At 75.7% G+C, this 22536-nt stretch carries 25 protein-coding genes; 16 read left to right on the top strand and 9 right to left on the bottom strand.

The window, feature by feature from the left end; all coding sequences use genetic code 11:
• Window positions 1-14 precede the first annotated feature (14 nt).
• Window positions 15-1247 carry a TIR-like protein FxsC gene (locus tag ACLQ22_RS15235; RefSeq protein WP_425692832.1) on the bottom strand — a complete coding sequence of 411 codons (1233 nt, stop codon included), beginning with the start codon at window positions 1245-1247 and terminating at the stop codon, window positions 15-17.
• Window positions 1248-1433: 186 nt separating this feature from the next.
• Here ACLQ22_RS15235 and ACLQ22_RS15230 point away from each other — a divergent pair, with 186 nt between their 5' ends.
• From ACLQ22_RS15230 to ACLQ22_RS15215, 4 genes are all read left to right on the top strand, one after another.
• A complete protein-coding gene (locus tag ACLQ22_RS15230; RefSeq protein ID WP_425692831.1) occupies window positions 1434-1814 on the top strand; it encodes an ArsR/SmtB family transcription factor in 381 nt (126 codons plus the stop codon).
• On the top strand, window positions 1811-2452 hold the full coding sequence (locus ACLQ22_RS15225) for an SRPBCC family protein (RefSeq protein WP_425692830.1): 642 nt from the start codon (window positions 1811-1813) through the stop codon (window positions 2450-2452). The genes ACLQ22_RS15230 and ACLQ22_RS15225 overlap by 4 nt, the downstream gene beginning before the upstream one ends.
• A gap of 129 nt (window positions 2453-2581) precedes the next feature.
• The gene (locus tag ACLQ22_RS15220) at window positions 2582-3142 is read left to right on the top strand and encodes an NADAR family protein (protein WP_425692829.1); all 561 of its coding nucleotides are present in this window, start codon (window positions 2582-2584) and stop codon (window positions 3140-3142) included.
• Between the two features lie 123 nt (window positions 3143-3265).
• Complete coding sequence (locus ACLQ22_RS15215; RefSeq protein WP_425692828.1) at window positions 3266-3778, top strand: NUDIX domain-containing protein; 513 nt, start codon at window positions 3266-3268, stop codon at window positions 3776-3778.
• A 10-nt stretch (window positions 3779-3788) separates the two neighbouring features.
• Here ACLQ22_RS15215 and ACLQ22_RS15210 read toward each other — a convergent pair whose 3' ends face one another.
• The gene (locus tag ACLQ22_RS15210) at window positions 3789-4328 is read right to left on the bottom strand and encodes an RNA 2'-phosphotransferase (RefSeq protein WP_425692827.1); all 540 of its coding nucleotides are present in this window, start codon (window positions 4326-4328) and stop codon (window positions 3789-3791) included.
• A 149-nt stretch (window positions 4329-4477) separates the two neighbouring features.
• On the opposite strand from ACLQ22_RS15210, the gene smpB reads away from it, so the two are divergent.
• Window positions 4478-4972: an SsrA-binding protein SmpB gene (smpB, locus tag ACLQ22_RS15205; protein ID WP_425692826.1), complete on the top strand. Its 495-nt coding sequence runs from the start codon at window positions 4478-4480 to the stop codon at window positions 4970-4972.
• A 322-nt stretch (window positions 4973-5294) separates the two neighbouring features.
• The gene (locus ACLQ22_RS15200; protein WP_425692825.1) at window positions 5295-5687 is read left to right on the top strand and encodes an SCO5389 family protein; all 393 of its coding nucleotides are present in this window, start codon (window positions 5295-5297) and stop codon (window positions 5685-5687) included.
• Window positions 5688-5751: 64 nt separating this feature from the next.
• Here the strand turns inward: ACLQ22_RS15200 and ACLQ22_RS15195 are convergent, their stop codons facing one another.
• Together ACLQ22_RS15195 and ACLQ22_RS15190 are read right to left on the bottom strand one after the other, a co-directional pair.
• Window positions 5752-6882 carry a hypothetical protein gene (locus ACLQ22_RS15195; protein ID WP_425692824.1) on the bottom strand — a complete coding sequence of 377 codons (1131 nt, stop codon included), beginning with the start codon at window positions 6880-6882 and terminating at the stop codon, window positions 5752-5754.
• A complete protein-coding gene (locus ACLQ22_RS15190) occupies window positions 6774-7820 on the bottom strand; it encodes a transporter substrate-binding domain-containing protein (protein WP_425692823.1) in 1047 nt (348 codons plus the stop codon). The genes ACLQ22_RS15195 and ACLQ22_RS15190 overlap by 109 nt, the downstream gene beginning before the upstream one ends.
• 279 nt (window positions 7821-8099) lie before the next feature.
• Here ACLQ22_RS15190 and ACLQ22_RS15185 point away from each other — a divergent pair, with 279 nt between their 5' ends.
• The 4 genes from ACLQ22_RS15185 (at window position 8100) to ACLQ22_RS15170 (ending at window position 11192) form a co-directional block, all read left to right on the top strand.
• Window positions 8100-8525 (top strand): TOBE domain-containing protein, encoded by a 426-nt coding sequence (locus ACLQ22_RS15185; protein WP_425692822.1) that lies wholly within the window; start codon window positions 8100-8102, stop codon window positions 8523-8525.
• Window positions 8526-8587: 62 nt separating this feature from the next.
• On the top strand, window positions 8588-9319 hold the full coding sequence (gene modA / locus ACLQ22_RS15180) for a molybdate ABC transporter substrate-binding protein (RefSeq protein ID WP_425693050.1): 732 nt from the start codon (window positions 8588-8590) through the stop codon (window positions 9317-9319).
• Window positions 9316-10131: an ABC transporter permease gene (locus tag ACLQ22_RS15175; RefSeq protein WP_425692821.1), complete on the top strand. Its 816-nt coding sequence runs from the start codon at window positions 9316-9318 to the stop codon at window positions 10129-10131. The genes modA and ACLQ22_RS15175 overlap by 4 nt, the downstream gene beginning before the upstream one ends.
• The gene (locus ACLQ22_RS15170; RefSeq protein ID WP_425692820.1) at window positions 10128-11192 is read left to right on the top strand and encodes an ABC transporter ATP-binding protein; all 1065 of its coding nucleotides are present in this window, start codon (window positions 10128-10130) and stop codon (window positions 11190-11192) included. Before ACLQ22_RS15175 ends, ACLQ22_RS15170 begins: the two co-directional genes overlap by 4 nt.
• Before the next feature lie 21 nt (window positions 11193-11213).
• Here the strand turns inward: ACLQ22_RS15170 and ACLQ22_RS15165 are convergent, their stop codons facing one another.
• A complete protein-coding gene (locus ACLQ22_RS15165) occupies window positions 11214-11639 on the bottom strand; it encodes a hypothetical protein (protein ID WP_088999889.1) in 426 nt (141 codons plus the stop codon).
• Between the two features lie 166 nt (window positions 11640-11805).
• On the opposite strand from ACLQ22_RS15165, the gene ACLQ22_RS15160 reads away from it, so the two are divergent.
• The 3 genes from ACLQ22_RS15160 to ACLQ22_RS15150 all read left to right on the top strand — a co-directional run bounded on the left by ACLQ22_RS15160 (window position 11806) and on the right by ACLQ22_RS15150 (window position 15132).
• The gene (locus ACLQ22_RS15160) at window positions 11806-12591 is read left to right on the top strand and encodes an RNA ligase family protein (RefSeq protein ID WP_425692819.1); all 786 of its coding nucleotides are present in this window, start codon (window positions 11806-11808) and stop codon (window positions 12589-12591) included.
• A 206-nt stretch (window positions 12592-12797) separates the two neighbouring features.
• Window positions 12798-14336: a chitinase gene (locus tag ACLQ22_RS15155; RefSeq protein WP_425693049.1), complete on the top strand. Its 1539-nt coding sequence runs from the start codon at window positions 12798-12800 to the stop codon at window positions 14334-14336.
• A gap of 208 nt (window positions 14337-14544) precedes the next feature.
• Window positions 14545-15132, top strand: coding sequence for a TOPRIM nucleotidyl transferase/hydrolase domain-containing protein (locus ACLQ22_RS15150; protein WP_425692818.1), 588 nt, complete (start codon window positions 14545-14547; stop codon window positions 15130-15132).
• Here ACLQ22_RS15150 and ACLQ22_RS15145 read toward each other — a convergent pair.
• Window positions 15103-15678, bottom strand: coding sequence for a GNAT family N-acetyltransferase (locus ACLQ22_RS15145; protein WP_425692817.1), 576 nt, complete (start codon window positions 15676-15678; stop codon window positions 15103-15105). The genes ACLQ22_RS15150 and ACLQ22_RS15145 overlap by 30 nt on opposite strands.
• 80 nt (window positions 15679-15758) lie before the next feature.
• Between ACLQ22_RS15145 and ACLQ22_RS15140 the strand changes: the two genes are divergently transcribed.
• From ACLQ22_RS15140 to ACLQ22_RS15130, 3 genes are read left to right on the top strand one after another with little or no spacing between them, the layout of a single operon-like run.
• Entirely contained in the window at window positions 15759-16283 is a 525-nt protein-coding gene (locus ACLQ22_RS15140; RefSeq protein WP_121398809.1) for a PadR family transcriptional regulator, read from the top strand.
• Window positions 16280-16960 carry an ABC transporter ATP-binding protein gene (locus ACLQ22_RS15135; protein WP_425692816.1) on the top strand — a complete coding sequence of 227 codons (681 nt, stop codon included), beginning with the start codon at window positions 16280-16282 and terminating at the stop codon, window positions 16958-16960. The genes ACLQ22_RS15140 and ACLQ22_RS15135 overlap by 4 nt, the downstream gene beginning before the upstream one ends.
• Complete coding sequence (locus ACLQ22_RS15130) at window positions 16957-19230, top strand: ABC transporter permease (RefSeq protein ID WP_425692815.1); 2274 nt, start codon at window positions 16957-16959, stop codon at window positions 19228-19230. The genes ACLQ22_RS15135 and ACLQ22_RS15130 overlap by 4 nt, the downstream gene beginning before the upstream one ends.
• A gap of 160 nt (window positions 19231-19390) precedes the next feature.
• Here ACLQ22_RS15130 and ACLQ22_RS15125 read toward each other — a convergent pair whose 3' ends face one another.
• From ACLQ22_RS15125 to ACLQ22_RS15115, 3 genes are all read right to left on the bottom strand, one after another.
• Window positions 19391-20572: a (Fe-S)-binding protein gene (locus ACLQ22_RS15125; RefSeq protein WP_425692814.1), complete on the bottom strand. Its 1182-nt coding sequence runs from the start codon at window positions 20570-20572 to the stop codon at window positions 19391-19393.
• Entirely contained in the window at window positions 20569-21954 is a 1386-nt protein-coding gene (locus tag ACLQ22_RS15120; protein WP_425692813.1) for an FAD-binding oxidoreductase, read from the bottom strand. Before ACLQ22_RS15120 ends, ACLQ22_RS15125 begins: the two co-directional genes overlap by 4 nt.
• A gap of 128 nt (window positions 21955-22082) precedes the next feature.
• Window positions 22083-22526: a hypothetical protein gene (locus ACLQ22_RS15115; RefSeq protein ID WP_425692812.1), complete on the bottom strand. Its 444-nt coding sequence runs from the start codon at window positions 22524-22526 to the stop codon at window positions 22083-22085.
• Window positions 22527-22536: the final 10 nt, after the last annotated feature.

Genomic DNA, 22536 nt, shown 5'->3' with positions numbered 1-22536 from the left:
GCTACCCGCCTCCATCAGGGACCTTCGAGGATCGGGCGGTGCACCGGGCCGTCCGACGGCGGCTCCTGGTAGACCGTCCCCGTACGGTAGATGCGGCTCTGGGCCACGACCAGCGCGTCCTCCAGCTCGGCGTGGAAGCGGCCGGCGGTGCTGATCTCGGGTCGCCACATCGCGGGATCGTTGCGCACCACGTGGTGCGAGAGGACGCGTGCCAGGGTCTCCCACATCCGTTGGTTGCCGTCGGCCGCCGCGTCGTCGGCGGCCGTCCAGGGCACCAGCACCGGGGTGGTGGTGTCGGGGTCGCGGTCGTAGCCGACCAGGGTCAGCTCGTAGCGTGGCAGGCCGGCCGACCAGACGTCCACCACGAGCACGACGATCTGGTTGTGCGCCCGGGCCCACTCCCGCACCTCGGCGAGGTCGGCGGCGTCCTCCACCGTCCAGCCGTAGCTCTTGGTGGTGGCGATGGCCCCGGCGTAGCTGCCGATCGGCGCCTCCAGTTCGGGGCGGTACGGCCGCCAGTCCCGGGCGAGCGCGCCGTAGCGCTCCTCCGCCCCCGGCCGGGTGCCGGCCAGCTCCACCGAGCTGCCGGCGGCCAGGACGAACCAGACGTGCCGGGCGCTGGTCGCCCGCGGCACCCGCGCGGCCGGCGATCCGGCCGCCGGCCGCCGGCGCGGCGCCTCGAAGGCGCTGGTGACCTCGGCGAGCACCGGACGCCGGGCGGGGCGGGCGAGTCGGTGGTCGCGGTCGGTCTGCACGATGTGCTTGGCCAGCGCGTCGACGAAGTCCTGGTAGTCGTCGTGGTGCCGGCGACGCTGCTTGAGGGTGAGCAGCCCGTCCTGCGCGTACACCGCGCCGGCCGGGAAGTTCTTGTGCTGGAAGCCGGTCAGCGCCTCGGGCATGCGGTCGCAGGGGATCCAGCGGATCGGCAGGACAGCGGGGGGACGGCGGCGGAACTCCCGCTCGTGCGCGTCCACCCGGTCGGCGAAGACGCGGAACTCGCGTCCACAGTAGTCGCTCACCACGTAGCGGGGAGAGGTCAGCGCCACCAGGCAGGAGCTGGCGGCGAGCGCGTCGGCCAGTTCGTGCGACCAGGTCGCGCCGAGCGGCATCTGCCCGTCGATGAATCCCGCCTCGTCCCACCCCACGCCGGCCAGCCGGGCCACCGCCTCGCTGAGGTCGCCGAAGAACTCCTGCACCTGCCCGTTGCGGTTGTCCTCGTGGGCGTAGCTCAGGAAGAAGAGTGGCACGCCCGCCTCCGCTCACGGGTTCCACGACCGTACGGAAATTATAAGTCCGTCGATGCCAGGGTAGCCTCGTGCGATCTTCGCACCGACCCCGCGGAGAGTCGTATCCCCGACGGTTTCCGGGCGCCGGGACGGCGCGGCACGTCATCACCATTCGCTTAAATAAGCCTGGCGTGATACAAACTGTCCGTGCACGCCTTCGACGTACTCGGTGACCCGGTGCGGCGCCGCATCCTCGAACTGCTCATCGACGGCGAGACGACCGCCGGCGGGCTGTGCGACGTGATCCGGCGGGAGTTCGGGATCTCCCAGCCGGCCGTCTCCCAGCACCTGAAGGTGCTGCGGGACAACGGCTTCGCCACCGTGCGGGCGGAGGGGACCCGGCGCCTCTACGCCGTCGATCCCCGGCCGCTGCGGGAGGTCGACCGCTGGCTCGACCACTTCCGGCGGTTCTGGACGCCGCCCCTGCACGCCCTCGCCACCGAGCTGGCCCGAGGCAAGCGCGAACAGCGGCTGCGCGAGCAGCCGCCCACGACAGACGACACGACCGACCACGGGAGAGACCGATGATCGACGCGACCGAGCAGATCAACGCCGTACGCCGCCAGCTCGGCCGGCGGGTACTGGAGGCCGGCGAGGCCCGGGTGATGACCATCAGCCAGACGTACGACGCGCCGCTGGAGGACGTCTGGGACGCCTGCACCAACGCCGAACGGATCCCCCGCTGGTTCATGCCGATCTCCGGTGACCTGCGGCTGGACGGCCGCTACCAGCTGGAGGGCAACGCCGGCGGCACGATCGAGCGCTGCGACCCGCCGAAGGGCTTCGCCGCCACCTGGGAGTTCGGCGGCGAGGTGAGCTGGATCGAGGTGCGGCTGACGCCGGTCGAGGACGGCCGGACCCGGTTCGAGCTGGAGCACGTCGCGCACGTCGACCAGGAGCGCTGGGACCAGTTCGGTCCGGGCGCCCTCGGGGTCGGCTGGGACCTGGCGCTGCTCGGCCTGGCGTCGCACCTGGCCGCCGACGGCAGCGGGGTCACCCCGGAGGAGAGCGAGGCCTGGTCGGTCTCCGAGCAGGGCCGGCAGTTCGTGACGGCGAGCAGCGAGCGGTGGGGCGAGGCGAGCGTCGCCGACGGCACCGACGTCGAGGCCGCCCGGGGGGCCGTGGAGCGCACCACCGCCTTCTACACCGGCGCGCCGACGGCCTGACCGCCGCGCACCCGGGCGGTCGGCGCGGCGGCCGACCCGCGCACTCGGGGAGCCGACCCGCCCGCACGTCGGGCGGGCGGGCGGAAAAGCGCGCGCGTTCCGTCGGACCCCTCGGGCAGACTCGCCGCCATGTCGCCACGATCCGTCGCCGAGCTCGTCGCCGCCGTCCAGGCCGGCGAGAAGATCCGCTACCTGCACTTCTGGGGTCACCGACCGCAGCGTGACGGCAGCGTCGGGCCCGGCTGCCTGAGCCAGTGGTGGCCGGCCTTGTGCACCGACGGCGAGCGGACGTACGCCACCGCCGAGCACTGGATGATGTGGCACAAGAGGATGCTGTTCGGCGACACGGCGGCCGCCGACAGGATCCTGGCCGCCGGGCACCCCCAGCGCGCCAAGTCGATCGGCCGCCAGGTGCGGGGCTTCGACCAGGCGACCTGGGAGGCCCGGCGGCACGACATCGTGGTGGCGGGCAGCGTCGCCAAGTTCGGCCAGCACGACGACCTGCGGGCGTTCCTGCTCGGCACCGGTGAACGGGTGCTCGTGGAGGCCAGCCCGCTCGACCGCGTCTGGGGCATCGGCCTGGCCGCCGACGACCCGCGCGCGGACGATCCGGCGCGCTGGCAGGGCGCCAACCTGCTCGGATTCGCCCTCATGGCGGCCCGCGACGCCCTGCGCGCGGGTGCCGGGTGAGCACCGGGGCCCGGCCGTTCGAGGGCGCCCGGTGAGCGCCGGAGCCCGCCGCGCCCGACCGCCGGCAGCCGCCTCGGCGGGAGGTCGCGGCGGCCCCGGGTGCGCCGGGTAACGTGCTGCGGCATGACCGCCGTGGCGTACTCCCACTGCTCCTTCTGCGGCGCCGCCTATCCGGCGGCGGCCGGGTGGCCGCGGGTCTGCGCGGCCTGCGGCGGGACGGTGTGGCGCAACCCGCTGCCCGTCGCGGTGGCGGTGCTGCCGGTCCGCACGGCCCGGGGCCTCGGGGTGGTCGTCGTGCGCCGCGACATCGAGCCCGCCCGCGGCCAGCTCGCGCTGCCGGGTGGCTTCATCGAGTACGGCGAGGAGTGGCAGGAGGCGCTGGTCCGGGAGCTGTGGGAGGAGACCGGCCTGCGCGCCGAGGCCGCCGACGCCCGGCTCCTCGCGGTGCACGGCGCCCCGGCCGGCGGCACGATGATGGTCTTCGGCGAGCTGCCCGAGCGGCGGGCCGACACGCTGCCGCCGTCGGCGCCGACCGAGGAGGCCACCGAGTGGCTGGTGCTCACCGAGCCGACGGAGCTGGCCTTCTCCACCCACACCCGGGTGCTCGCCGACTTCCTCGCCCGGCGCACGGGCTGAGCCGGACCGCTCAGTCGGCCAGGTACCGGGCGGGCACCGCGTCGGTCAGCCAGACGCCGTTGGCGCTGCGGTAGAAGGCGTGCCCGTCGCGGGCCATCGCCGCCGCGTCCACGGTCAGCACCACCAGCTCGCCCGGCCGGCGGGCACCCACCCGCCGGGCGGTCGCCACGTCCGGCGACAGGTGGACGTGGTGCCGGCCGGCCCGGTGCAGGCCGGTGGCCCGGATCGAGTCGAGCGCGACGCGGCTGGTGCCGTGGTAGAGCCGCGCCGGCGGCGGGCTGGGCGCCAGTTCCAGGTCGACCGGGATCGAGTGCCCCTGGTTGGCCCGGATCCGTTCGACGCCGTCGGCACCGCGTTCCACGGCGAAGCGCTGCTTGTCGTTGCCGGCCACCACGGCGTCCAGGTCGGCGCGGTCGATCCCGAGCGCGGCGAGCAGGTCGTCGACCGACACCCAGCCGGCCCGGTCGGGCACGAGGCCGAACCGGGCGGGCTCGTGCCGCAACGCCAGGGACATCCGCTTGCTCAGCCGCACCATCGCCCGGTGATCCATTGGCGGAGTCTCCCCCGCCGGGCACCGCCGGCGCCATCGGATTCGGCTCGACCCGCTGCGGCCTCGGCGCCGGACGGGACACCGACGGCCGCCGCCCGCCTGATCCGCCCGGTCTGCCGCGCCGGCAGGCGGCCGATATCCTCGACCGGGTGAACGCGGCCCGGCAGACCGAGCGCAGGCTGATCGCCTCCAACAAGAAGGCGCGGCACGACTACACGATCCTCAAGACCTACGAGGCGGGCATCGTGCTGGCCGGCACCGAGGTCAAGTCGCTGCGCGAGGGCCGGGCGTCGCTGGTCGACGCGTTCGCCCAGGAGCGTGAGGGCGAGCTGATGCTGTACGGGCTGCACATCGCCGAGTACGGCTTCGGCAGCTGGACCAATCACGCGCCCCGACGCACCCGCAAGCTGCTGCTGCGCCGGGTGGAGATCGCCCGGATCCTGGAGCGGACCCGCGAGGGCGGCCTGACCCTGGTGCCCCTGTCGATGTACTTCTCGGGCGGCTGGGCGAAGGTCGAGCTGGCCCTGGCCAAGGGCAGGAAGTCGTACGACAAGCGGCAGGCGCTCGCGGAGCGGGACGCCGAGCGGGAGATCGCCCGGGAGCTGGGCCGCCACCTCAAGGGCCGCTCCCCGCGGCGGGGCTGACCGCTCCCGTCGCCCCACACGGCCGCCTCACCGTTGCCCGCCGGCCCCGCCCGACTCCTCACCGGCGCTCCGCGCACGCCGGCCACGCACCGGCCGTCCCCGTCGACCACCCCGGGGCGCCGGTCCGGCCCGTCGACGTCCGCCTCCCGCACCGTCGTCACCGGCGGTCGCAGGCCGAGGATCGCCGCGTCCTGCCATCGCCGTCACGGTGGGTCGGCGCGGCACGCCGGACAGTCGTTGACGCGACGCCTCCGTCGTGATGTGCTCCCCTCTGCCACGGTAATGAAAACCGTAGTCATTACCATTGACCTGGAGGATGAGCATGTCTCTCACCGTTTCGCCCGCCCTACTCGACGCCGCCGAGCGCGGCCCCGTCGACGACGCCGAGTTCGTCGCCTGCGTCCGCGACTCGCTGCCGTACGCCTGGCAGACGGTCAGCCGAGTGGCCGCCGAACTGGCGTCCACCGGCGCGGACCACGCCGACAACGTCATCCCGCCGCCCACCGAGGCCGAACGCGGCCAGTTGTTGCGGGCGCTCGCCAGCGACGCCATCCGCGCCGGCCTGGAGCGGCACTTCGACGTCAAGCTCGCCTTCCAGAACTGCCACCGGGTCGCCGCGTTCCGCCCGGCGGCCGTCGACTCCGACGCGTACCGGCGGTTCGTCTCCGCCCGGGGCCAGCTGCTCAACCAGTCCCCCGAGCTGCGCAACTGCTGATCCCGCCGGATCGGGGCCGGCGGGCGGGGCGGGGCGTCGAGGGCCCGCCCCGCCCGCCGGGCCGTCAGCGGGGGCCGGGAGACGGCGGCGCGGACGGGACGGCGGACGGCGGCGCGGACGGGACGGCGGGGTCCCCGGCCGGTACCCGGCCCAGGCAGCGCGGGTCCGCCCGCCCCACCGGCTGCCGGGGGATCATCCAGTCCAGCGCCGTCTCCTCCACGTGCCAGCCGTACACGTCCACGCGGGTGACCGGGATCCGCCCCGGGTCGGGGCAGAGGAGCTGCCCGCGCACCTGGTCGTTGGGCAGGAAGCGCACCGCGCCCCGCCCGTCGAGCACGATCGTCATCCGGTCGGTCACCGTGACCGCCTGACCGCGTACCACCTCCCGGACCGGGCCCGCCTCCGGGCCGACCTCGACGGCGACCGCGGGCAGCAGCGGCACCCGCAGGAAGACCACGCCCGTCACCAGTGGCACCACCGCGGCCACCACGTAGGCGAGGACGCGCGTCAGCGCCGGGGCGACCGGGCGCGGCACCGGGCCGGTGAGCACCACGGCTCCCAGCGGGGGCACGACCAGCAGCAGGGCCGTGGCCAGCTCGCCGTCGCGGATCGCGGGCGGCACGGCGGGCGCCAGCCAGGCGTAGCTCGCGGTCGCCGCCACGACCGGCAGCACCAGGGTGGCGAGCAGGAGCAGGCGGGGCCGGTCCGGATGGCGCAGCCGGGTCCGCAGCGCCAGCAGCCAGAGGGCGAGCATCACCAGCAGCGGCAGGAACCGCAGCTGCCAGGTGAGCGCCGCCAGCCCGGTCGCCGCCACCAGCACCCAACCGGGGGTACGCACGGTGCCGTAGGCGAGCAGCGAGCGTTCCGGGTCGAACCGGTCAGGCGCGCTCACCTGGAGCAGCCGACCGAGGACGGCCAGCACCAGCACCACCAACGGGAACGCCCACACCAGCGCGATCAGCAGGGCGCTGAGCAGCCCGAGCGGGCTGACGTACTGCACCAGCAACAGCATCGTCGGCATGTCCTGCCGGCTGAGCCGCCAGAGCCGCAGCACCAGCAGCAGCACCGGGAACGCGGGCAGCAGCGTCAGCAGCCACTGCTGCGCCTGTTGCGCCTGCTTGGTGCCCGGGCGGCGGTCGGCGCGACCGATCGCGGCCGGCTCGGAGACGGCAGGGCCCATCTCTCCCACGGCCACTGCCGCACCTCCACCGTCTCCTCGGGCTCCGGCTGCCGGCCGACCGCCACCTGCTGCGGGTTGCTGTACTGCTGCTCCGAGGCCAGGTACCGGTCGAACGCCGCCTTCCACCGGTCGCCGTCGGGGCCCTTCGCCGACTGGTAGAGGGAGAGGTTGACCAGGTCCCGCATCGCCGGATTGGGGCCGGTGTTCACGCCCCACTTCTCCGCCGACTCCGCGCCGATGTCCCAGTGCCGCAGCTCCTTGCGCCGCAGCAGCTTCGTCGCCGGCGGCAGCTCGCCCGGCGGGCGCGGGCCCACGAAGCCGGCCAGGATGGCCGCGTCGGTGGTGACCGCGTCGACCGCGCCGTCGTAGAGCGCCTGGACACACTGGCTGATCCGGTTGCGGCCGATCGGGTTCGCGCCCGCCTCGCGCAGGCGCTGCTCCGAGGTGGACGTGCCCAGCGTGCAGACCTTCGCCCGGTCGAGGTCGCGCAGGCTGGCGACCTGTCGGGGATCGGACGCGAGCGTCAGCACGGACTGCTCGGTCTCCAGGTACGGGAAGGAGAAGACGACGCCCTGGTCCCGGCGCTGCTCGGTGACACTGTAGGAGGCGATCACCAGGTCGACGGTGACGAAGCTGCCGTTGGCGTCGCGCGCCTGCCGGCGGGCCCGGTCCTCGCTCTCGATCGACAGCAGCGTCACCTCCGGGGCGTCGAAGCCCAGGTCCTCGGCGATCATGTACGCGATGTCGATGTCGAAGCCCTCGAACGCGCCGTTCTCCAGCTTCTGCGCCACGCCCGGCTGGTCGTCCTTGACCCCGATGACCAGCCGGTCCCGGTTGGTCAGCCCGGCCTGCTCGCGCAGCTCGTCCCACGTGGGCGGGCCGGTGGCCACGACCACCCGTACCGTGGCCGCCACGACCACCACCAGCAGGAGCAGCAGGGCCGCCAGGCGCACCTGCCGTGACCTGGACGCGCGGGCGGGGGCCGCCGACGCCGGCGCCGGTGGGGTGCTGCTGGTCTCGTCGTCCCGACCCAACTCGGCCCTCCCCGTCGCCGTCCCCCGTGCGAGCCCTTCATTGTGGTCTATCCCGCCACGCCGCGACAGCATGCGACAGGGTGGTCGTGTCGCCGGCCCGCGTCGCCGCGTACGCCAGGCCCGGTGGCCGCTCGCGGCAGCAGCCACGAGAGCCACCCGCTGCCCGGCCTCGCATCTGCCGGTCGGTAGGGTGGGCCGGTGACGACGTTCCGCATCGGGGAGGCCGCCGAGCTGCTCGGGGTCAGCGCCGACACCGTACGCCGGTGGGTCGACGCCGGGCGGCTCGCCGCCGGCCGCGACGCGCACGGGCACCGGGAGATCGACGGGGTCGACCTGGCGGCGTTCGCGCGCGGCCAGGCCGCCGACCCGGACGACCGGTCGGACGCCTCCTCGGCCCGCAACCGGCTGCGCGGCATCGTGGTCAACGTCGTCAAGGACACCGTGATGGCGCAGGTCGACATCCAGGCCGGGCCGTTCCGGATCGTCTCGCTGATGAGCCGCGAGGCGGTCGACGAGCTGGACCTGCGGGTCGGCTCGCTGGCCGTCGCGGTGATCAAGTCGACCACGGTGGTGGTGGAACACGTCTCCCCGCCGGGGGCCTCCCGGGGGAGGCAGGGCTCGTGAGGGCGCAGCGGCCGCGCCGCGGGACGGTGGGCGTGACGGCGACGGTGCTGGCCCTCGCCGCCATGGCCGGCTGCGGCGGGAGCGCCTCCGGCGGCGGGTCGGCGGGTGGCCCGGGTGCCGGCGGCACGGTGAGCGTGTTCGCCGCGGCCTCGCTGACCGAGTCGTTCACCCGGCTGGGCCGGGACTTCGAGGCGGGCCACCCGGGCACCACCGTCGTGCTCAACTTCGCCGGCAGCGCGGCGCTGGCCGCCCAGATCAACCAGGGCGCGCCCGCCGACGTGTTCGCCTCGGCGGCGACGCGGAACATGGCCACGGTCACCGGGGCGGGCAACGCCGACGGCGACCCGGTGGTCTTCGCCCGCAACCAGCTCGTCGTCGCCGTGCCGAAGGGCAACCCGCGGGGCGTCGCCGGGCCGGCCGACCTGGCCCGGCCGGGGATGAAGGTCGCGCTCTGCGCCGAGCAGGTGCCCTGCGGGGCGGCGGCGCGGACGGCGCTCGACGCCGCCTCGGTCGCCCTCACCCCGGTCACCCTGGAACAGGACGTGCGGGGCGCGCTGTCCAAGGTGCGGCTCGGCGAGGTCGACGCGGCCCTCGTCTACCGCACGGACGCCCTGGCCGCCGCGGCCGACGTGACGGCCGTCGAGTTCCCCGAGTCCGCCCGCGCCGTCAACGACTACCCGATCGTCGCGCTGCGGGACGCGCCGAACCGCGACGGCGCGCGGGCGTTCGTCGCGTACGTCCGCTCGGAGCGGGGGCGCGCGGTGCTCACCGAGGCCGGGTTCCAGGCCCCGTGACGCGTACGCACGGCGGGCGCGTCCGGCGGCGGGGCGCCGGGGTGCCCGTCGCGCTGCTGCTGCCGGCCGTGCTGGGCCTGGTCTTCCTCGTCCTGCCGCTGGTCGGGCTGCTGGCCCGTACGCCGTGGGCCACCCTGCCGCAGCGGCTCGCCGCGCCGGGCGTGTTCACCGCGCTGCGGCTGTCCCTGCTGACGGCCACCCTGGCCACGCTGCTCTGCCTGCTGCTCGGGGTGCCGTTGGCCTGGCTGCTGGCCCGCGTCGAGTTCCCCGGCCGACGCCTGGTACGCGCCCTCGTCACCGTGCCGCTGGTGCTGCCGCCCGTGGTCGGCGGGGTGGCGCTGCTGCTGGTCTTCGGCCGGCGGGGCCTGCTCGGCGGCTGGCTCGACGCGACCTTCGGGATCACCCTGCCGTTCACCACCGCCGGTGTGGTGCTGGCGGAGGCGTTCGTGGCGATGCCGTTCCTGGTGATCGCCGTGGAGGGGGCGCTGCGCGGCGCCGACAGCCGGTACGAGGAGGCGGCGGCGACCCTCGGCGCCGGCCGGTGGACGACGTTCACCCACGTCACCCTGCCCCTGGTGGCTCCCGGTCTGGCGGCCGGGGCGGTGCTGTGCTGGGCCCGGGCGCTCGGCGAGTTCGGCGCCACCATCACCTTCGCCGGCAACTATCCGGGACGGACGCAGACCATGCCGCTGGCGGTCTACCTGGCGCTGGAGACGGACGTGCAGGCCGCCGTGGTGCTCAGCCTCGTGCTGCTCACCGTCTCGGTGGTCATCCTCGCCGGGCTGCGCGACCGCTGGATCACCAGCCCGTGAGCGCGCCCCTGCTCGACGCGCACCTCGTGGTGGAGCGGGACGGCTTCCGCCTCGACGTCGCGCTGCGGGTCGCCGCCGGCGAGGTGGTCGCGCTGCTGGGCCCCAACGGGGCGGGCAAGACCACCGCGCTGCGCGCGCTCGCCGGCCTGCTCCCGCTGACCGCCGGGCACCTCACCCTCGACGGCGTCGACCTGGACCGGCCGCGGCGACGCGCCTGGACGCCGACCGAGCGCCGGCCGGTCGGCGTGGTCTTCCAGGACTACCTGCTCTTCCCGCACCTGAGCGCACTGGAGAACGTGGCGTTCGGGCCGCGGCGGCACGGCGCCGACCGGCGTACGGCCCGGCGGACCGCCCACGACTGGCTGGACCGGGTCGGCCTGGCCGAGCACGCCCACCGCCGGCCCCGGCACCTCTCCGGCGGGCAGGCGCAACGGGTCGCACTGGCCCGCGCGCTCGCCGTCGAGCCGGCGCTGCTGCTGCTGGACGAGCCGCTCGCCGCGCTCGACGCGCGCACCCGGCTGGACACCCGGGCCGAGCTGCACCGGCACCTCGCCGCGCACCCGGGGGCCACCCTGCTGGTCACCCACGATCCGCTGGACGCGCTGGTGCTGGCCGACCGGCTCGTGGTCGTCGAGGAGGGCCGGGTGGTGCAGGAGGGGGACGCCGCGACCGTCACGGCGCGGCCACGCACCGACTACGTGGCCCGGCTCGTCGGGCTGAACCTGCACCGGGGCCACGCCGACGGGCACCTGGTCCGGGTCGCCGACGGGCTGACCCTCACCGTCGCCGACCGGCTCGACGGGGAGGTCTTCGTCGCCTTCCGGCCCTCGGCGGTGGCCCTGCACCCGTCGCGCCCCGAGGGCAGCCCGCGCAACACCTGGGCGGCGACGGTGGCCGGCGTGCAGCGGCACGGCGACGACCTGCGGGTGCAGCTCGACGGGCCGATCGGGGTGTCCGCGGACGTCACGCCGGCCGCCGCCGCGCAGCTGCGACTGGCCCCCGGCCAGCCGGTCTGGGCCGCGGTGAAGGCGGCGCAGACCCACGCGTACCCCGCCGGCTGACGCCCCCGGCCGGGAGCCGGGTCAGGCGGCGGGGTCGGCGGCCAGCAGGTCGGCGTGGGCGGCCCGGAGCCGGGCGAGACCGGGGTCGCTGCCCGGGGTGACCCGGCGGTCGAGCTCGGCCCAGACCTCGGCGAGGGCAGCGGTGACCGCGCGCAGCTCGGCGGCGTGCCGGTGGCTGCTGCGCCGGTGCGCCTCGTCGAGGCGCCGGGCCCAGCCGGCGGTGACGGCGGCGAGGCGATCGGTGTCGGCACGCGCCTGGGCGGCGCTGCGGGCGGCGGCCGCCGGGACGATCGCGGCCACCGGGCGGGGATCGCCGTCGCGGGTGACGACGGTGACGGTGTCGGTCAACTCGGCCAGCGCGACGAGCTGGGTGAGCCGGGTGCGCGCCTCGCGCAGCGGCACCGAACGCGGCTGGTCGGTGTGCGGGGTGAGAGCGGGGACAGCCATGGATGGATGGTCGCCGCCGGGTACGACATTTCCGCACGCCGACGGTCCAGGTTGGACGCGCGGGCCGAAAACTGGCGCGAGCCGGGGCCTTCGCGGCGGATACGCTGCCCGCCCGACGCCGCACCGCGAACCGGCGCGGCGGACCCCGCCACGTGAAGGAGCTGCCGTGTCCCGCCTCGACGTCCGGACGGTCGACCTGCGGACGATCAACTCACTGACCAAGTACCCGTCCATCCCCACCTACCACGCCCTGGACCCCCGCGACGGCGGCCTGCTGGCGGAGTGCGTGGCGTTCACCGGGCCGGTCACCCTCACCGAGAAGATCGACGGGACGAACGCCCGGATCGTCGTGCTGCCCGGCGGCGCGTACCTGATCGGCAGCCGCGAGGAGCTGCTGTACGCGCGTGGCGACCTGATCGGCAACCCCGCGCTCGGCATCGTCGACGCCCTGCGCGACGTGGCCGAGCGGCTGGCCGTCGCGGCGGCGGACGACCGGATCACGGTGTTCTACCTGGAGGTGTACGGCGGCAAGGTCACCGCCGCCGCCCGGCACTACACCGCCGAGCGCCGGGTCGGGCACCGGCTCTTCGACGTGGCCGTGCTGGACGACCCCGCGCCGATGCTCGACTGGCCGACCCCGCGGATCTCGGCCTGGCGCGACGGCGGCGGCCAGCGCTTCCTCGGCGAGGCCGACCTCGTGGGGCGGGCCGACGCGCTGGGTCTGCCGACCGTGCCCCGGCTGGCCACCGTCCCCGCCGGGGACCTGCCCCGCGACATCGCCGGGACGCACGCGTTCCTCACCGGTCACCTGCCGCGGACCCTGGTGGCCCTGGACGGACCGGCCGGCAGGTCCGAGGGGCTGGTGCTCCGCGCGGCGGACCGCTCGGCCATCGCCAAGGCGCGGTTCCAGGACTACGAGCGCACCCTGAAGCGCCGCGAGGGCCGGCGCTGACCACGGTTCGGTGGCGCGCCGGTCGGGCGCGCCACCGGACCGGCCGGGAGGCGGGGCGTCGACGGTCGGGCGCGGGCGTCGGGACGCGACGGGAAGTCCGGCCCGAACGCCTGGACAGCGACAGTTAACAATCCTAATAATTGTGCATCCGTCGATCCGACGGCCCTCGTACCCGGGAGGTCCGGATGCGTCGCCCTGCCCGAAACCTGCTGCTGGCCGCCGTGGCGGCCCTCGCCACCGTCACCGCCACCACGCTGACCCTCGCCGCGCCGGCCCGCGCCGCCGGCCCGACCGCCACCTTCGTCAGGACCGCCGACTGGGGCACCGGATGGGAGGGGCGCTACACCGTCACCAACGGCGGCCCGAGCACCATCACCGGCTGGCAGGTCGCCTTCTCCCTGCCCGCGGGCACCACGCTCGGCTCCTACTGGGACGCCACGGTGAGCAGTGTCGGCCAGCGGCACACCTTCACCAACCGCTCCTGGAACGGCACCGTGGCCCCCGGCGCCTCGGTGTCGTTCGGCTTCCTGGCCACCGGCTCCGGTTCCCCCACCGACTGCACGCTCAACGGCGTGCCCTGCTCGGGCGGCACGCCCACCACCCCGCCCACCACGGCACCGCCCACGACCGCCCCGCCCACCACGGCACCGCCGACCACCCCGCCACCCAGCACACCGCCGCCGACCACCCCGCCGCCCACCACTCCCCCGCCCGGCGGGCTGCCACGGCACGCGCTGATCGGCTACCTGCACGCCAGCTTCGCCAACGGCTCGGGCTACCTGCGGATGGCCGACGTGCCCGCCGACTGGGACATCGTCAACCTCGCGTTCGGCGAGCCCACCACGGTCACCTCCGGCGACATCCGGTTCCAGCTCTGCCCGGCCAGCGAGTGCCCCGGGGTCGAGACCGAGGCCGAGTTCATCGCGGCGATCCGCGCCAAGCAGGCGCAGGGCAAGAAGGTGCTGCTCTCCATCGGCGGGCAGAACGGCCAGGTGCAGCTCACCACGACCGCCGCCCGGGACACCTTCGTCCGGTCGGTGTCGGCCATCATCGACCGGTACGGCCTGAACGGGCTCGACATCGACTTCGAGGGGCACTCGCTCTATCTGGACGCGGGCGACACCGACTTCCGCAACCCGACCACGCCGGTGATCGTCAACCTGATCTCCGCGATCCGCACCCTCAAGCAGCGGTACGGGGCGGGCTTCGTGCTCACCATGGCGCCGGAGACGTTCTTCGTCCAGCTCGGCTACCAGTTCTACGGGTCGGGCCCGTGGGGCGGGCAGGACCCGCGCGCCGGGTCGTACCTGCCCGTGATCCACGCGCTGCGCAACGACCTCACCGTGCTGCACGTGCAGGACTACAACTCCGGGCCGATCATGGGGCTCGACAACCAGTACCACACGATGGGCAGCGCGGACTTCCACATCGCGATGACCGACATGCTGCTCGCGGGCTTCCCCGTCGCCGGCAACCCCGACCGCGTCTTCCCGCCGCTGCGCGAGGACCAGGTGGCCTTCGGCGCGCCCTCCTCCCCCAGCGCCGGCAACGGATACCTCGCCCCGGCCGGGGTGCAGGCGGCGGTGACCTGCCTGGTGAAGGGGCAGGGCTGCGGCCCGTACACCCCGCGCAGCGGCACCAACCCCGCCTTCCGGGGCCTGATGACCTGGTCGATCAACTGGGACCGGTTCTACGCCTGGGAGTTCCGCCTGAGCCACGGCCCGTTCCTGCGGGCGCTGCCCTGAGCACGTGCCGCCGTCCGGGCCGCCCGGCCCGGACGGCGGCCCGGCCCGGACGGCGGCCGGGACGCGGCACGCCCGTCCGCGCGCCGGAACCCGGTTGCGCGGCCGGGCCGATCCGGCCCACCATCGCGTGGCGGGCACGGGACCGGACCGCCCGGAGCGACGCCCGGCCGCGCGTCGGGCGCGGCAGCGTCCGGGGCGGGAGGCGAGCGTGCGCGACATCCGTGAACTGGCGGCCGGCATCGACGCGCGTGCGGTGGTGCTCGTCGAGGGGGCGAGCGACCGGGTCGCCCTGGAGGCCCTCGCCGCGCGCCGCGGCCGGGACCTCGACGCCGACGGCGTACGGGTCGTGGCCATGGGCGGCGCGACGAACATCGGCCACTTCCTCGACCAGCTCGGCCCGGCGGGACGCGGGCTGCGGCTGGCGGGCCTCTACGACGAGGCCGAGGAGGGCTTCTTCCGGCGCGGGCTGGAACGCTGCGGCCTCGGCGCCGACCTGTCCCGCGCCGGTCTGGCGGCCCTCGGGTTCCACGTCTGCGTGGCCGACCTGGAGGACGAGCTGATCCGCGCGGTCGGCGTCGGCGGGGTGCGGTCGGTGCTCGCCGCCGAGGGCGAGCTGCGCTCGTTCGACCTCTTCCAACGGCAGCCGGCCCAGCGGGGGCGCGCCGTCGAGGCGCAGCTGCGCCGGTTCCTCGGCACCCGGTCCGGCCGCAAGAGCGCGTACGCGCGGCTGCTCGTGGCGGCGCTGGAGCCGGACCGGGTGCCCCGCTCACTCGACGCGGTGCTCGCCGGCGTCTGAGCGCACGCCGCGCCACTCGGGCGCCAGCACCGACCACACCTCGAGGTCGATCCGTCCGGCCGGCCCCGGGTAGAGCTCGCGCAGCGTCCCGTCGAGGCGCATACCCAGCCGCCGGGCGGTCGCGATGCTGCGGGCGTTGCGCGCGTTGGTGCGCCACTCGACGCGGTGGATGCCGCGCTCCCGCACCGCCCAGTCGACGATCCGGCCGACCGCCCGGGTGACCAGCCCGTGGCCCTCCCCGGCCGGCTCCAGCCAGCAGCCCGCCTCGCAGACGCCCCGGGCGACGTCGAACGAGACGAACATGACCCCGCCGACCAGGTCGCCCCGCCGCCAGATGCCCCAGATGCCGCCGGCGTCGCGCGCCCACCGGTCCGCGTAGCTCTGGAGCACGGCCCGGGCGGAGTCGAGGTCGCCGACGACGAACGAGGGCGACACCCAGGGCGCGATGTGCGTACGGGCCCGGTCGAGGTGGGCGAGGAACTCCTCGGCCCGCCACGGCTCCAGGGGACGCAGCTCGGCGTCCTCGGTCAGGGACAGGACGAACACGTGACCTCCCGATGCAGACGGTTGAGCGGGCAATGTACCGGTATACACGCGAGGTATACACGGTGTGTATAGTCCCCCGCATGTCGATCGGACAGACCTTCCTCGGCCTCCTGGAGGCCACCCCCCGCCACGGCTACGACATCAAACGCCTCTACGACGAGCGCTTCGGTCACGCCCGCCCGCTCGCGTACGGGCAGGTCTACGCCACCCTGTCCCGGCTGCTGCGCGGCGGCCTGGTCGAGGTGGAGTCGGTGGAGCCCGGCGAGGGCCCGGAGCGCAAGCGGTACGCGATCACCGAGGCGGGCGTCACCGACGTCACACAGTGGCTCGCCCGGGCCGAGAAGCCCGAGCCGTACCTGCAGAGCACCCTCTACACCAAGGTGGTGCTGGCCCTGCTGACCGGCCGCCCCGCCGCCGACGTGCTCGACGTGCAGCGTTCCGAGCACCTGCGGATGATGCGCGAGCTGACCCGGCGCAAGCGCGACGGCGACCTCGCCGAGCAGCTGGTCTGCGACCACGCGCTGTTCCACCTGGAGGCCGACCTGCGCTGGCTGGAGCTGACCGCCGCCCGCCTCGACGAACTCGCCGCGGCGGTCCGCTCGTGAGCGCGCCGCTGCTTCTCGCCGAGGACCTGCACCGCTCGTTCGGGCCGACCCGGGCCCTCGCCGGGGCGAGCGTGCGCGTGCACCCGGGCGAGGTGCTGGCCGTCATGGGCTCGTCGGGCTCCGGCAAGTCCACGCTGCTGCACTGCCTCGCCGGCATCACCCGACCCGACTCCGGCCGGGTCCGCTACGCGGGCCGCGACCTCGCCACCCTCAGCGACGCCGGGCGCAGCGCGCTGCGCCGGGAGGAGTTCGGCTTCGTCTTCCAGTTCGGCCAGCTCGTACCGGAGCTGACCTGCCTGGAGAACGTGGCGCTGCCGCTGCGGCTCGGCCGGGTCGGCCGCCGCGAGGCGGAGCGGCGGGCCGCCGAGTGGCTGGACCGCCTGGAGGTCGCCGAGGTGGCCGGCAAGCGGCCCGGCGAGGTCTCCGGCGGGCAGGGGCAGCGGGTGGCGGTCGCCCGGGCGCTGGTCACCCGGCCACGGGTGGTCTTCGCCGACGAGCCGACCGGCGCGCTCGACTCGCTCAACGGCGAGCGGGTCATGCGGCTGCTCACCGCCGCCGCCCGGGACACCGGGGCGGCCGTGGTGCTGGTGACCCACGAGGCGCGGGTCGCCGCGTACTCCGATCGGGAGGTCGTGGTCCGCGACGGCCGCACCCGGGACCTGGAGGTCGCGGCGTGACGCGGCTGCGCGACCGCGCGGCCGACCTGGTCATGGGCGCCCGGATGGCGTTCACGGGCGGCCGGGACGGCTGGCTGCGGGCCGTGCTCACCGCGGTCGGCGTCGGCGTGGGGGTGGCGATGCTGCTGCTCGCCGCCGCGGTGCCCGGCGCGCTGGACGCCCGGCAGGCGCGCGGCGACGCCCGCGACGACCTGCGGATGGGCGAGCGGATCCCGGCCGCCGCGAACACCCTGCTGATCCGCCAGACCGACACCGAGTTCCGGGGACAGCCGGTGCGCGGCCGGGTGCTGCGGCCCGAGGGACCGGCCGCGCCGGCGCCGCCGGGGGTGGCCGCGCTGCCCCGCGCCGGCGAGGTGCTGGTCTCCCCCGCCCTGCGCGACCTGCTCGGCTCCGCCGACGGCGCGCTGTTCGCGCCCCGGCTGGGCGGCGCCACGGTCACCGGCGTCATCGCCGACGAAGGGCTGGCCGGTCCCCGCGAGCTGGCCTACTACCTGGGCAGCGACACCCTCGCCCCCGACGACGCGACCCGGCTGGACGCGTTTGGCGGCGGGCTGCCCGGCGAGGCCTTCGACCCGGTGCTGATGGTCCTGGTCAGCGTCATCTTCGTGGTCCTGCTGCTGCCCATCGCGGTGTTCCTCGGCGCGGCGGTCCGCTTCGGCGGGGAGCGGCGCGACCGGCGGTTGGCCGCGCTGCGGCTGGTCGGGGCCGACGCCGCGATGGTCCGCCGGATCGCCGCCGGGGAGGCCGCCGCCGGCGCGCTGCTCGGCGTCGCGGCCGGCGGCGTGCTCTTCGCGCTCGGCCGGCAGGTGGTCCCGCTGGTCACCCTCATGGACCTCAGCGTGTACGCCGCCGACGTGCGCCCGCCGCTGCCGCTGGTGGCCGCCGTCGTGCTGGCGGTGCCGGCGCTCGCCGTCGTGGTGACGCTGGTGTCGATGCGCGCCGTGCTGGTCGAGCCGCTCGGGGTGACCCGGCGTGCCACGCCGGTGCGCCGCCGGCTGGTGTGGCGGCTGCTGCTGCCGGCCGCCGGGCTCGGGCTGCTGCTGGCCGGCGCCGCCGGAATCGCGCCGCTGGGCAGCGAGCGGCAGACCGCGGCCGGCGCCGTGCTGCTGCTGGTCGGCGTGGTCACCCTGCTGCCCTGGCTCACCGACCTGCTCGTACGCCGGCTGCGCGGCGGCCCCGTCGCGTGGCAGCTCGCGGTGCGCCGCCTCCAGCTCGACAGCGCCGCCTCGGCGCGGCTGGTCAACGGCATCGCGGTCGCCGTGGCGGGCACCATCGGGTTGCAGATGCTCTTCGCCGGCGTCGCCGGCCGGTTCACCTTCGACACCGGACAGGACCCCTCCCGGGCCCAGGTGCAGGTGCAGTTCCCCGGGCGGCCGGACGCGCCGGCGGCCCTGGACCGGCTGTCCGATGTGCCCGGGGTGACCGCCAACACCGCCACTCTGACCACCTCGATCAGGGCCGTCGGGGCGTACGGCATGCTGCGCATCGGCGACTGCGCGGCGCTGGCCGAGTTCGCCCGGCTCGACCGGTGCGCCGACGGTGACGTGTTCCTGGTCCGCGATCCCGAGGGTCAGCCGGCCGGCGTCGGGCCGGGCGCCACGGTGGTGGTCGCGGACACCGATGGGGTGACCTGGCGGGTTCCCCGCACCGCGCGGGAGGCGCCGGTGCGCACCGACCCGTCCGGCTACCGGCAGGGCGGGGTGCTGGTCACCCCCGGCGCGGTCGACGCCCCCCGGCTCGGGCCGTTGCGCGCGGAGGCGTACCTGCGCCTCGCGCCGGGCCAGCCGGACGCGGTGGAGCACGTCCGCAACGCCGCCCTCGGGGCCGACCCGTACGCCTCCGTGCTCACGCTGACCGGGGAGCGCCGGGCCACCCAGTTCGTCAACGTCCAGCGCGGCCTCTACATCGGCGCGGTGGTCACCCTGCTGCTGATCGGGGCCAGCATGCTGGTCGGCGTGCTGGAGCAGCTGCGGGAGCGCCGCCGGCTGCTGGCGATGCTGGTCGCGGTGGGCACCCGGCGCTCCACGCTGAGCTGGTCGGTGCTGTGGCAGAGCACCGTGCCGGTGGTGATCGGGCTCGCCCTGGCGGTCGTGTTCGGGCTCGGCCTCGGCGCGGTGCTGCTGCGCATGGTGCAGACGCCGGTCACGGTCTCCTGGCCGGCGCTGGGCATCTCCACCGGCCTCGGGGCGGCGGTCGTGCTGCTGGTCACCGGGCTCAGCCTGCCGGTGCTGTGGCGGCTGACCCGCCCGGACGGCATCCGCACCGAGTAGGGCGTCCCCGCCCGGTGGGCCACGACCGACAGAGGCGGATCGCGGAGAAACAGCGTCCACGCGGCGAACGGCTCGGGCCCCGCACGGGGTCCGGGCCGTCCCGGCACTCGTCCGGTCGGCATCGCGAGCCCGGGCTCCTCAGATCCCTGTCGACGTGTCGCTACGCCGACTCCACCTGGGCGAGCAGCTCGGCGAGATGCAGGGCTCGGACGGCCGACCGGCGCCGGCGCAGGCCCGTGCGCAACTGCCGCAGGCAACCCGGGTTGACCGTCACCACCAGGTCCACTCCCGCGGCCTCGATCTCGTCGAGCTTCGCGTCCAGGATCCGCCGCGACTCCTTCGGCCGCAGCAGCGAGTACGTGCCGGCCGCCCCGCAGCAGGTGGCCGCCGAGGGCAGCTCCACGTAGTCGGCGACCTGGCTCAGCAGCGCCCGGGGCTGCGCGAAGACGCCGAGGCCGTTGCGCAGGTGGCAGGAGTCCTGGAGGGCGACCCGGGCGCGCCGCCCACCCACCCGCAGCTCGGCCCCGGCGGGCCGGTCGGCGAGCCAGGTGGACAGCTCGCGCACCCGGTCCCGGCCGAGCACGGAGGCGAGGTGCGCGGCGCAGCCGCCGGAGGTGGTGACGATGGTGCCGGGCAGGTCCTCGCCGAGCCGCTCGGCCAGCCGCTCGCCGCCGGCCAGGTCGCCGTTGTGCGCGTGCAGCGCGCCGCAGCAGCCCTGGGCGGTGGGCACGGCCAGCTCGGGGGCGAGCGCGTGCGCCCCCCGGCTGACCGCCGGGAAGAGCCCTCGCTCGACGCAGCCCAGCATGAGCTGCGCGCCCCCCGGCCCGCCGGCGGCGGACCCGGGGACGGCGGACCCGGGGGCGGCCGCCGGAGCGGGTGCCGCGCCCGGGGACGGCCCGGCAGCCGGAGCAGGTGCCGCGGCCCGGGTCGGCCCGGCCAGGCGGGAGGTGACGGCCCGGCCGCGGGCGGCACGACGGAGGAGGCCGGACAGCCGCAGCAGCCACCGCTGCTCGACCAGCAGCATCAGCGCCCGGGCCACCAGCGGTCGCCGCCAGCCCCGCCACTGGTGCACCCGCCACTGCTCCAGCAGGCTGCCGTACTCCACCCCGGCCGGGCAGACCGGTTCGCAGGCCCGGCAGCCCAGGCAGAACGAGGACTGCTCGGCGAGGGTGCCGTCGTCGGGGGGCAGGCTGCCGTCCTGCAACGCCCGCATCAACGTGATCCGCCCGCGCGGCGAGGACGCCTCGTCGCCGGTCATCGCGTACGTGGGGCAGGCCGGCAGGCAGAACCCGCAGGAGATGCAGCGGGACAGCTGCTCGGGGTCGAACACGTCGCCGGTCACGATCCCAGCTTTCCGGGGTTGAGGACGCCCGCCGGGTCGAAGGCGCTCTTGATCCGGCGCAGCAGGGCGAGCTGGTCCTCGCCGAGGCGGGCGGCGAGGAACGGCAGTTTCGCCGCCCCCACCCCGTGCTCGCCGGTGATCGTGCCGCCCAGGTCGATGGCGGCGGCGAAGATGTCGGCGAAGGCCGCCTCGGCCCGGCGTACCGCCTCGTGGTCCTCGGCCGAGTCGAGCACGCAGGTGGGGTGCAGGTTGCCGTCACCGGCGTGGCCGAAGGTGGCGATGGCGACGTCGTGCCGGGCCGCGACGGCGTCGATCCGGTCGACCATCTCGGCGATGCGCGGCCGGGGCACGGTCGCGTCCTCCAGGATGGTCACCCCGCCCCGGCGGGACAGCGCCGGCAGCGCGCAGCGCCGGGCGGCCAGCAGCGCCTCGGCCTGGGCGACCTCGCGGGCCGTGGTGACCTCCACCGCGCCGGCCTCGACGCAGGCCGCGCCGATCCGGTCGAGGTGGGCGGCGACCAGGTCCGGCGGGCCGTCGTCGCCGAAGAGCAGCAGGGCGCCGGCGTCGGCGCGCAGCCCCAGGTGGGCGAAGTCCTCGACGGCCCCGATGCAGGCCCGGTCGAGGAACTCCAGCGTCGCCGGCACCACGCCGGCCCGGATCACCCGGGCGACGGCCTCCCCCGCGTCGGCCAGCGTCGGGAAGTACGCGACCCCGGTGTTCGCCGACGCCGGGGCGGGCAGCAGCGCCACGGTCGCCTCGGTGATCACGGCGAGGGTGCCCTCGGAGCCGGTGAGCAGCCGGGTCAGGTCGTAGCCGGCGACGTCCTTCCACAGCCGCCCGCCGGTGCGGATCACCTCGCCGGTGGGCAGCACCGCCTCCAGGCCCAGCACGTAGTTGCGGGTCACGCCGTACTTCAGGCCGCGCAGCCCGCCCGCGCAGGTGGCGATGGTGCCGCCGACGGTGGCGACGGTCCGGCTGCCGGGGTCGGGCGCCCAGAGCAGGCCCCGGGCGGCGGCGGCGTCGGCCAGGGCGGCGCTGGTCACGCCCGGTTGGGTCCGGGCGAGCAGCTCGTCCGCGCTGACCTCCAGGATGGCGTTGAGCCGGGTCAACACCAGCACGATCCCGCCGCGCAGCGGCACGGTCGCGGCGCACAGGTTGGAGCCCGCGCCGCGGGGCACCACGGGCACCCGGTGCCGGGTGGCGAGTGCCAGCACCGCGGCGACCTCGGCGGTGTCGGCCGGGAAGACCACCGCGTCCGGCCGGTGCGAGAACAGCGGCGTCGCGTCCCTGGCGTACGCCACGAGATCGCCGGCCGCGTCGTGCACGTGCGACGGGCCGACGATGCCGCGCAGTTCGGCGAGGACGGTCGCGGACAGCGCCATGCCCCCCCCTTCCCGGCGCCGGTCGCGCCTGTAGCTTTTTGCCGGCCCATGACCGGCTGTCTGGCGACAGTTTTCACCGATCATAGAGAGCCGGGCAGCTCGGGTGAAGACGACGGCCCGTCCTGCCGTCAGCGCGGCGGCAGATGCTCGCGCAGCGCGGCGAACTCGGCCACCGTGAGGAAGGACGGATTGGCCCCCTGAGGCTGCCGCAGCACCTCCGCGCCGGCCAGCCGCGCGTCGCCCCGCAAGCACTCACGGGGCACCCGGTGCGCCTCGTCGAGGACCGTCAGGTCCAACGGCACCGTCCAGGCCGCGCCCGGCTCACCCGGCACCGCGGCGGCGGCCACCAGCCCCACACCCCAGACGCCGTACGCGAGCCGCCCGCGGCTGCCACTGGCCCAGAGGGCCACCGGCTGACCGGCACGCATCAGCCGGGACCGGTAGCCGGGGCGTACGCACCAGCCCGTCACCCGCGGATCGCGGGCGAAGCGGCCGGCCAGGTCGACCCGGTCCGCGTTGCCCTTGATCAGCCAAGCGCCGAGGTCGTCGAGGTGCACCCGTCGGTCGGTCACCCCCTCATCC

Source organism: Micromonospora sp. DT178, from assembly GCF_049841695.1.
Taxonomy (GTDB): Bacteria; Actinomycetota; Actinomycetes; order Mycobacteriales; family Micromonosporaceae; genus Micromonospora.
The sequence above is the reverse complement of the archived record's forward strand: the minus strand, read 5'-3'. Positions and strand labels throughout refer to the sequence as shown.

What these genes read in the sequence shown, in the direction of transcription:
- ACLQ22_RS15220 (WP_425692829.1), top strand. Translation starts at nt 2,582, where the DNA reads ATGTCGCCACGATCCGTCGCCGAGCTCGTCGCCGCCGTCCAGGCCGGC.
- ACLQ22_RS15140 (WP_121398809.1), top strand. Translation starts at nt 15,759, where the DNA reads ATGTCGATCGGACAGACCTTCCTCGGCCTCCTGGAGGCCACCCCCCGC.
- ACLQ22_RS15215 (WP_425692828.1), top strand. Translation starts at nt 3,266, where the DNA reads ATGACCGCCGTGGCGTACTCCCACTGCTCCTTCTGCGGCGCCGCCTAT.
- ACLQ22_RS15225 (WP_425692830.1), top strand. Translation starts at nt 1,811, where the DNA reads ATGATCGACGCGACCGAGCAGATCAACGCCGTACGCCGCCAGCTCGGC.
- ACLQ22_RS15165 (WP_088999889.1), bottom strand. Translation starts at nt 11,639, where the DNA reads ATGGCTGTCCCCGCTCTCACCCCGCACACCGACCAGCCGCGTTCGGTG.
- modA (WP_425693050.1), top strand. Translation starts at nt 8,588, where the DNA reads ATGGCCGGCTGCGGCGGGAGCGCCTCCGGCGGCGGGTCGGCGGGTGGC.
- ACLQ22_RS15200 (WP_425692825.1), top strand. Translation starts at nt 5,295, where the DNA reads ATGTCTCTCACCGTTTCGCCCGCCCTACTCGACGCCGCCGAGCGCGGC.
- ACLQ22_RS15210 (WP_425692827.1), bottom strand. Translation starts at nt 4,328, where the DNA reads ATGGATCACCGGGCGATGGTGCGGCTGAGCAAGCGGATGTCCCTGGCG.
- ACLQ22_RS15120 (WP_425692813.1), bottom strand. Translation starts at nt 21,954, where the DNA reads ATGGCGCTGTCCGCGACCGTCCTCGCCGAACTGCGCGGCATCGTCGGC.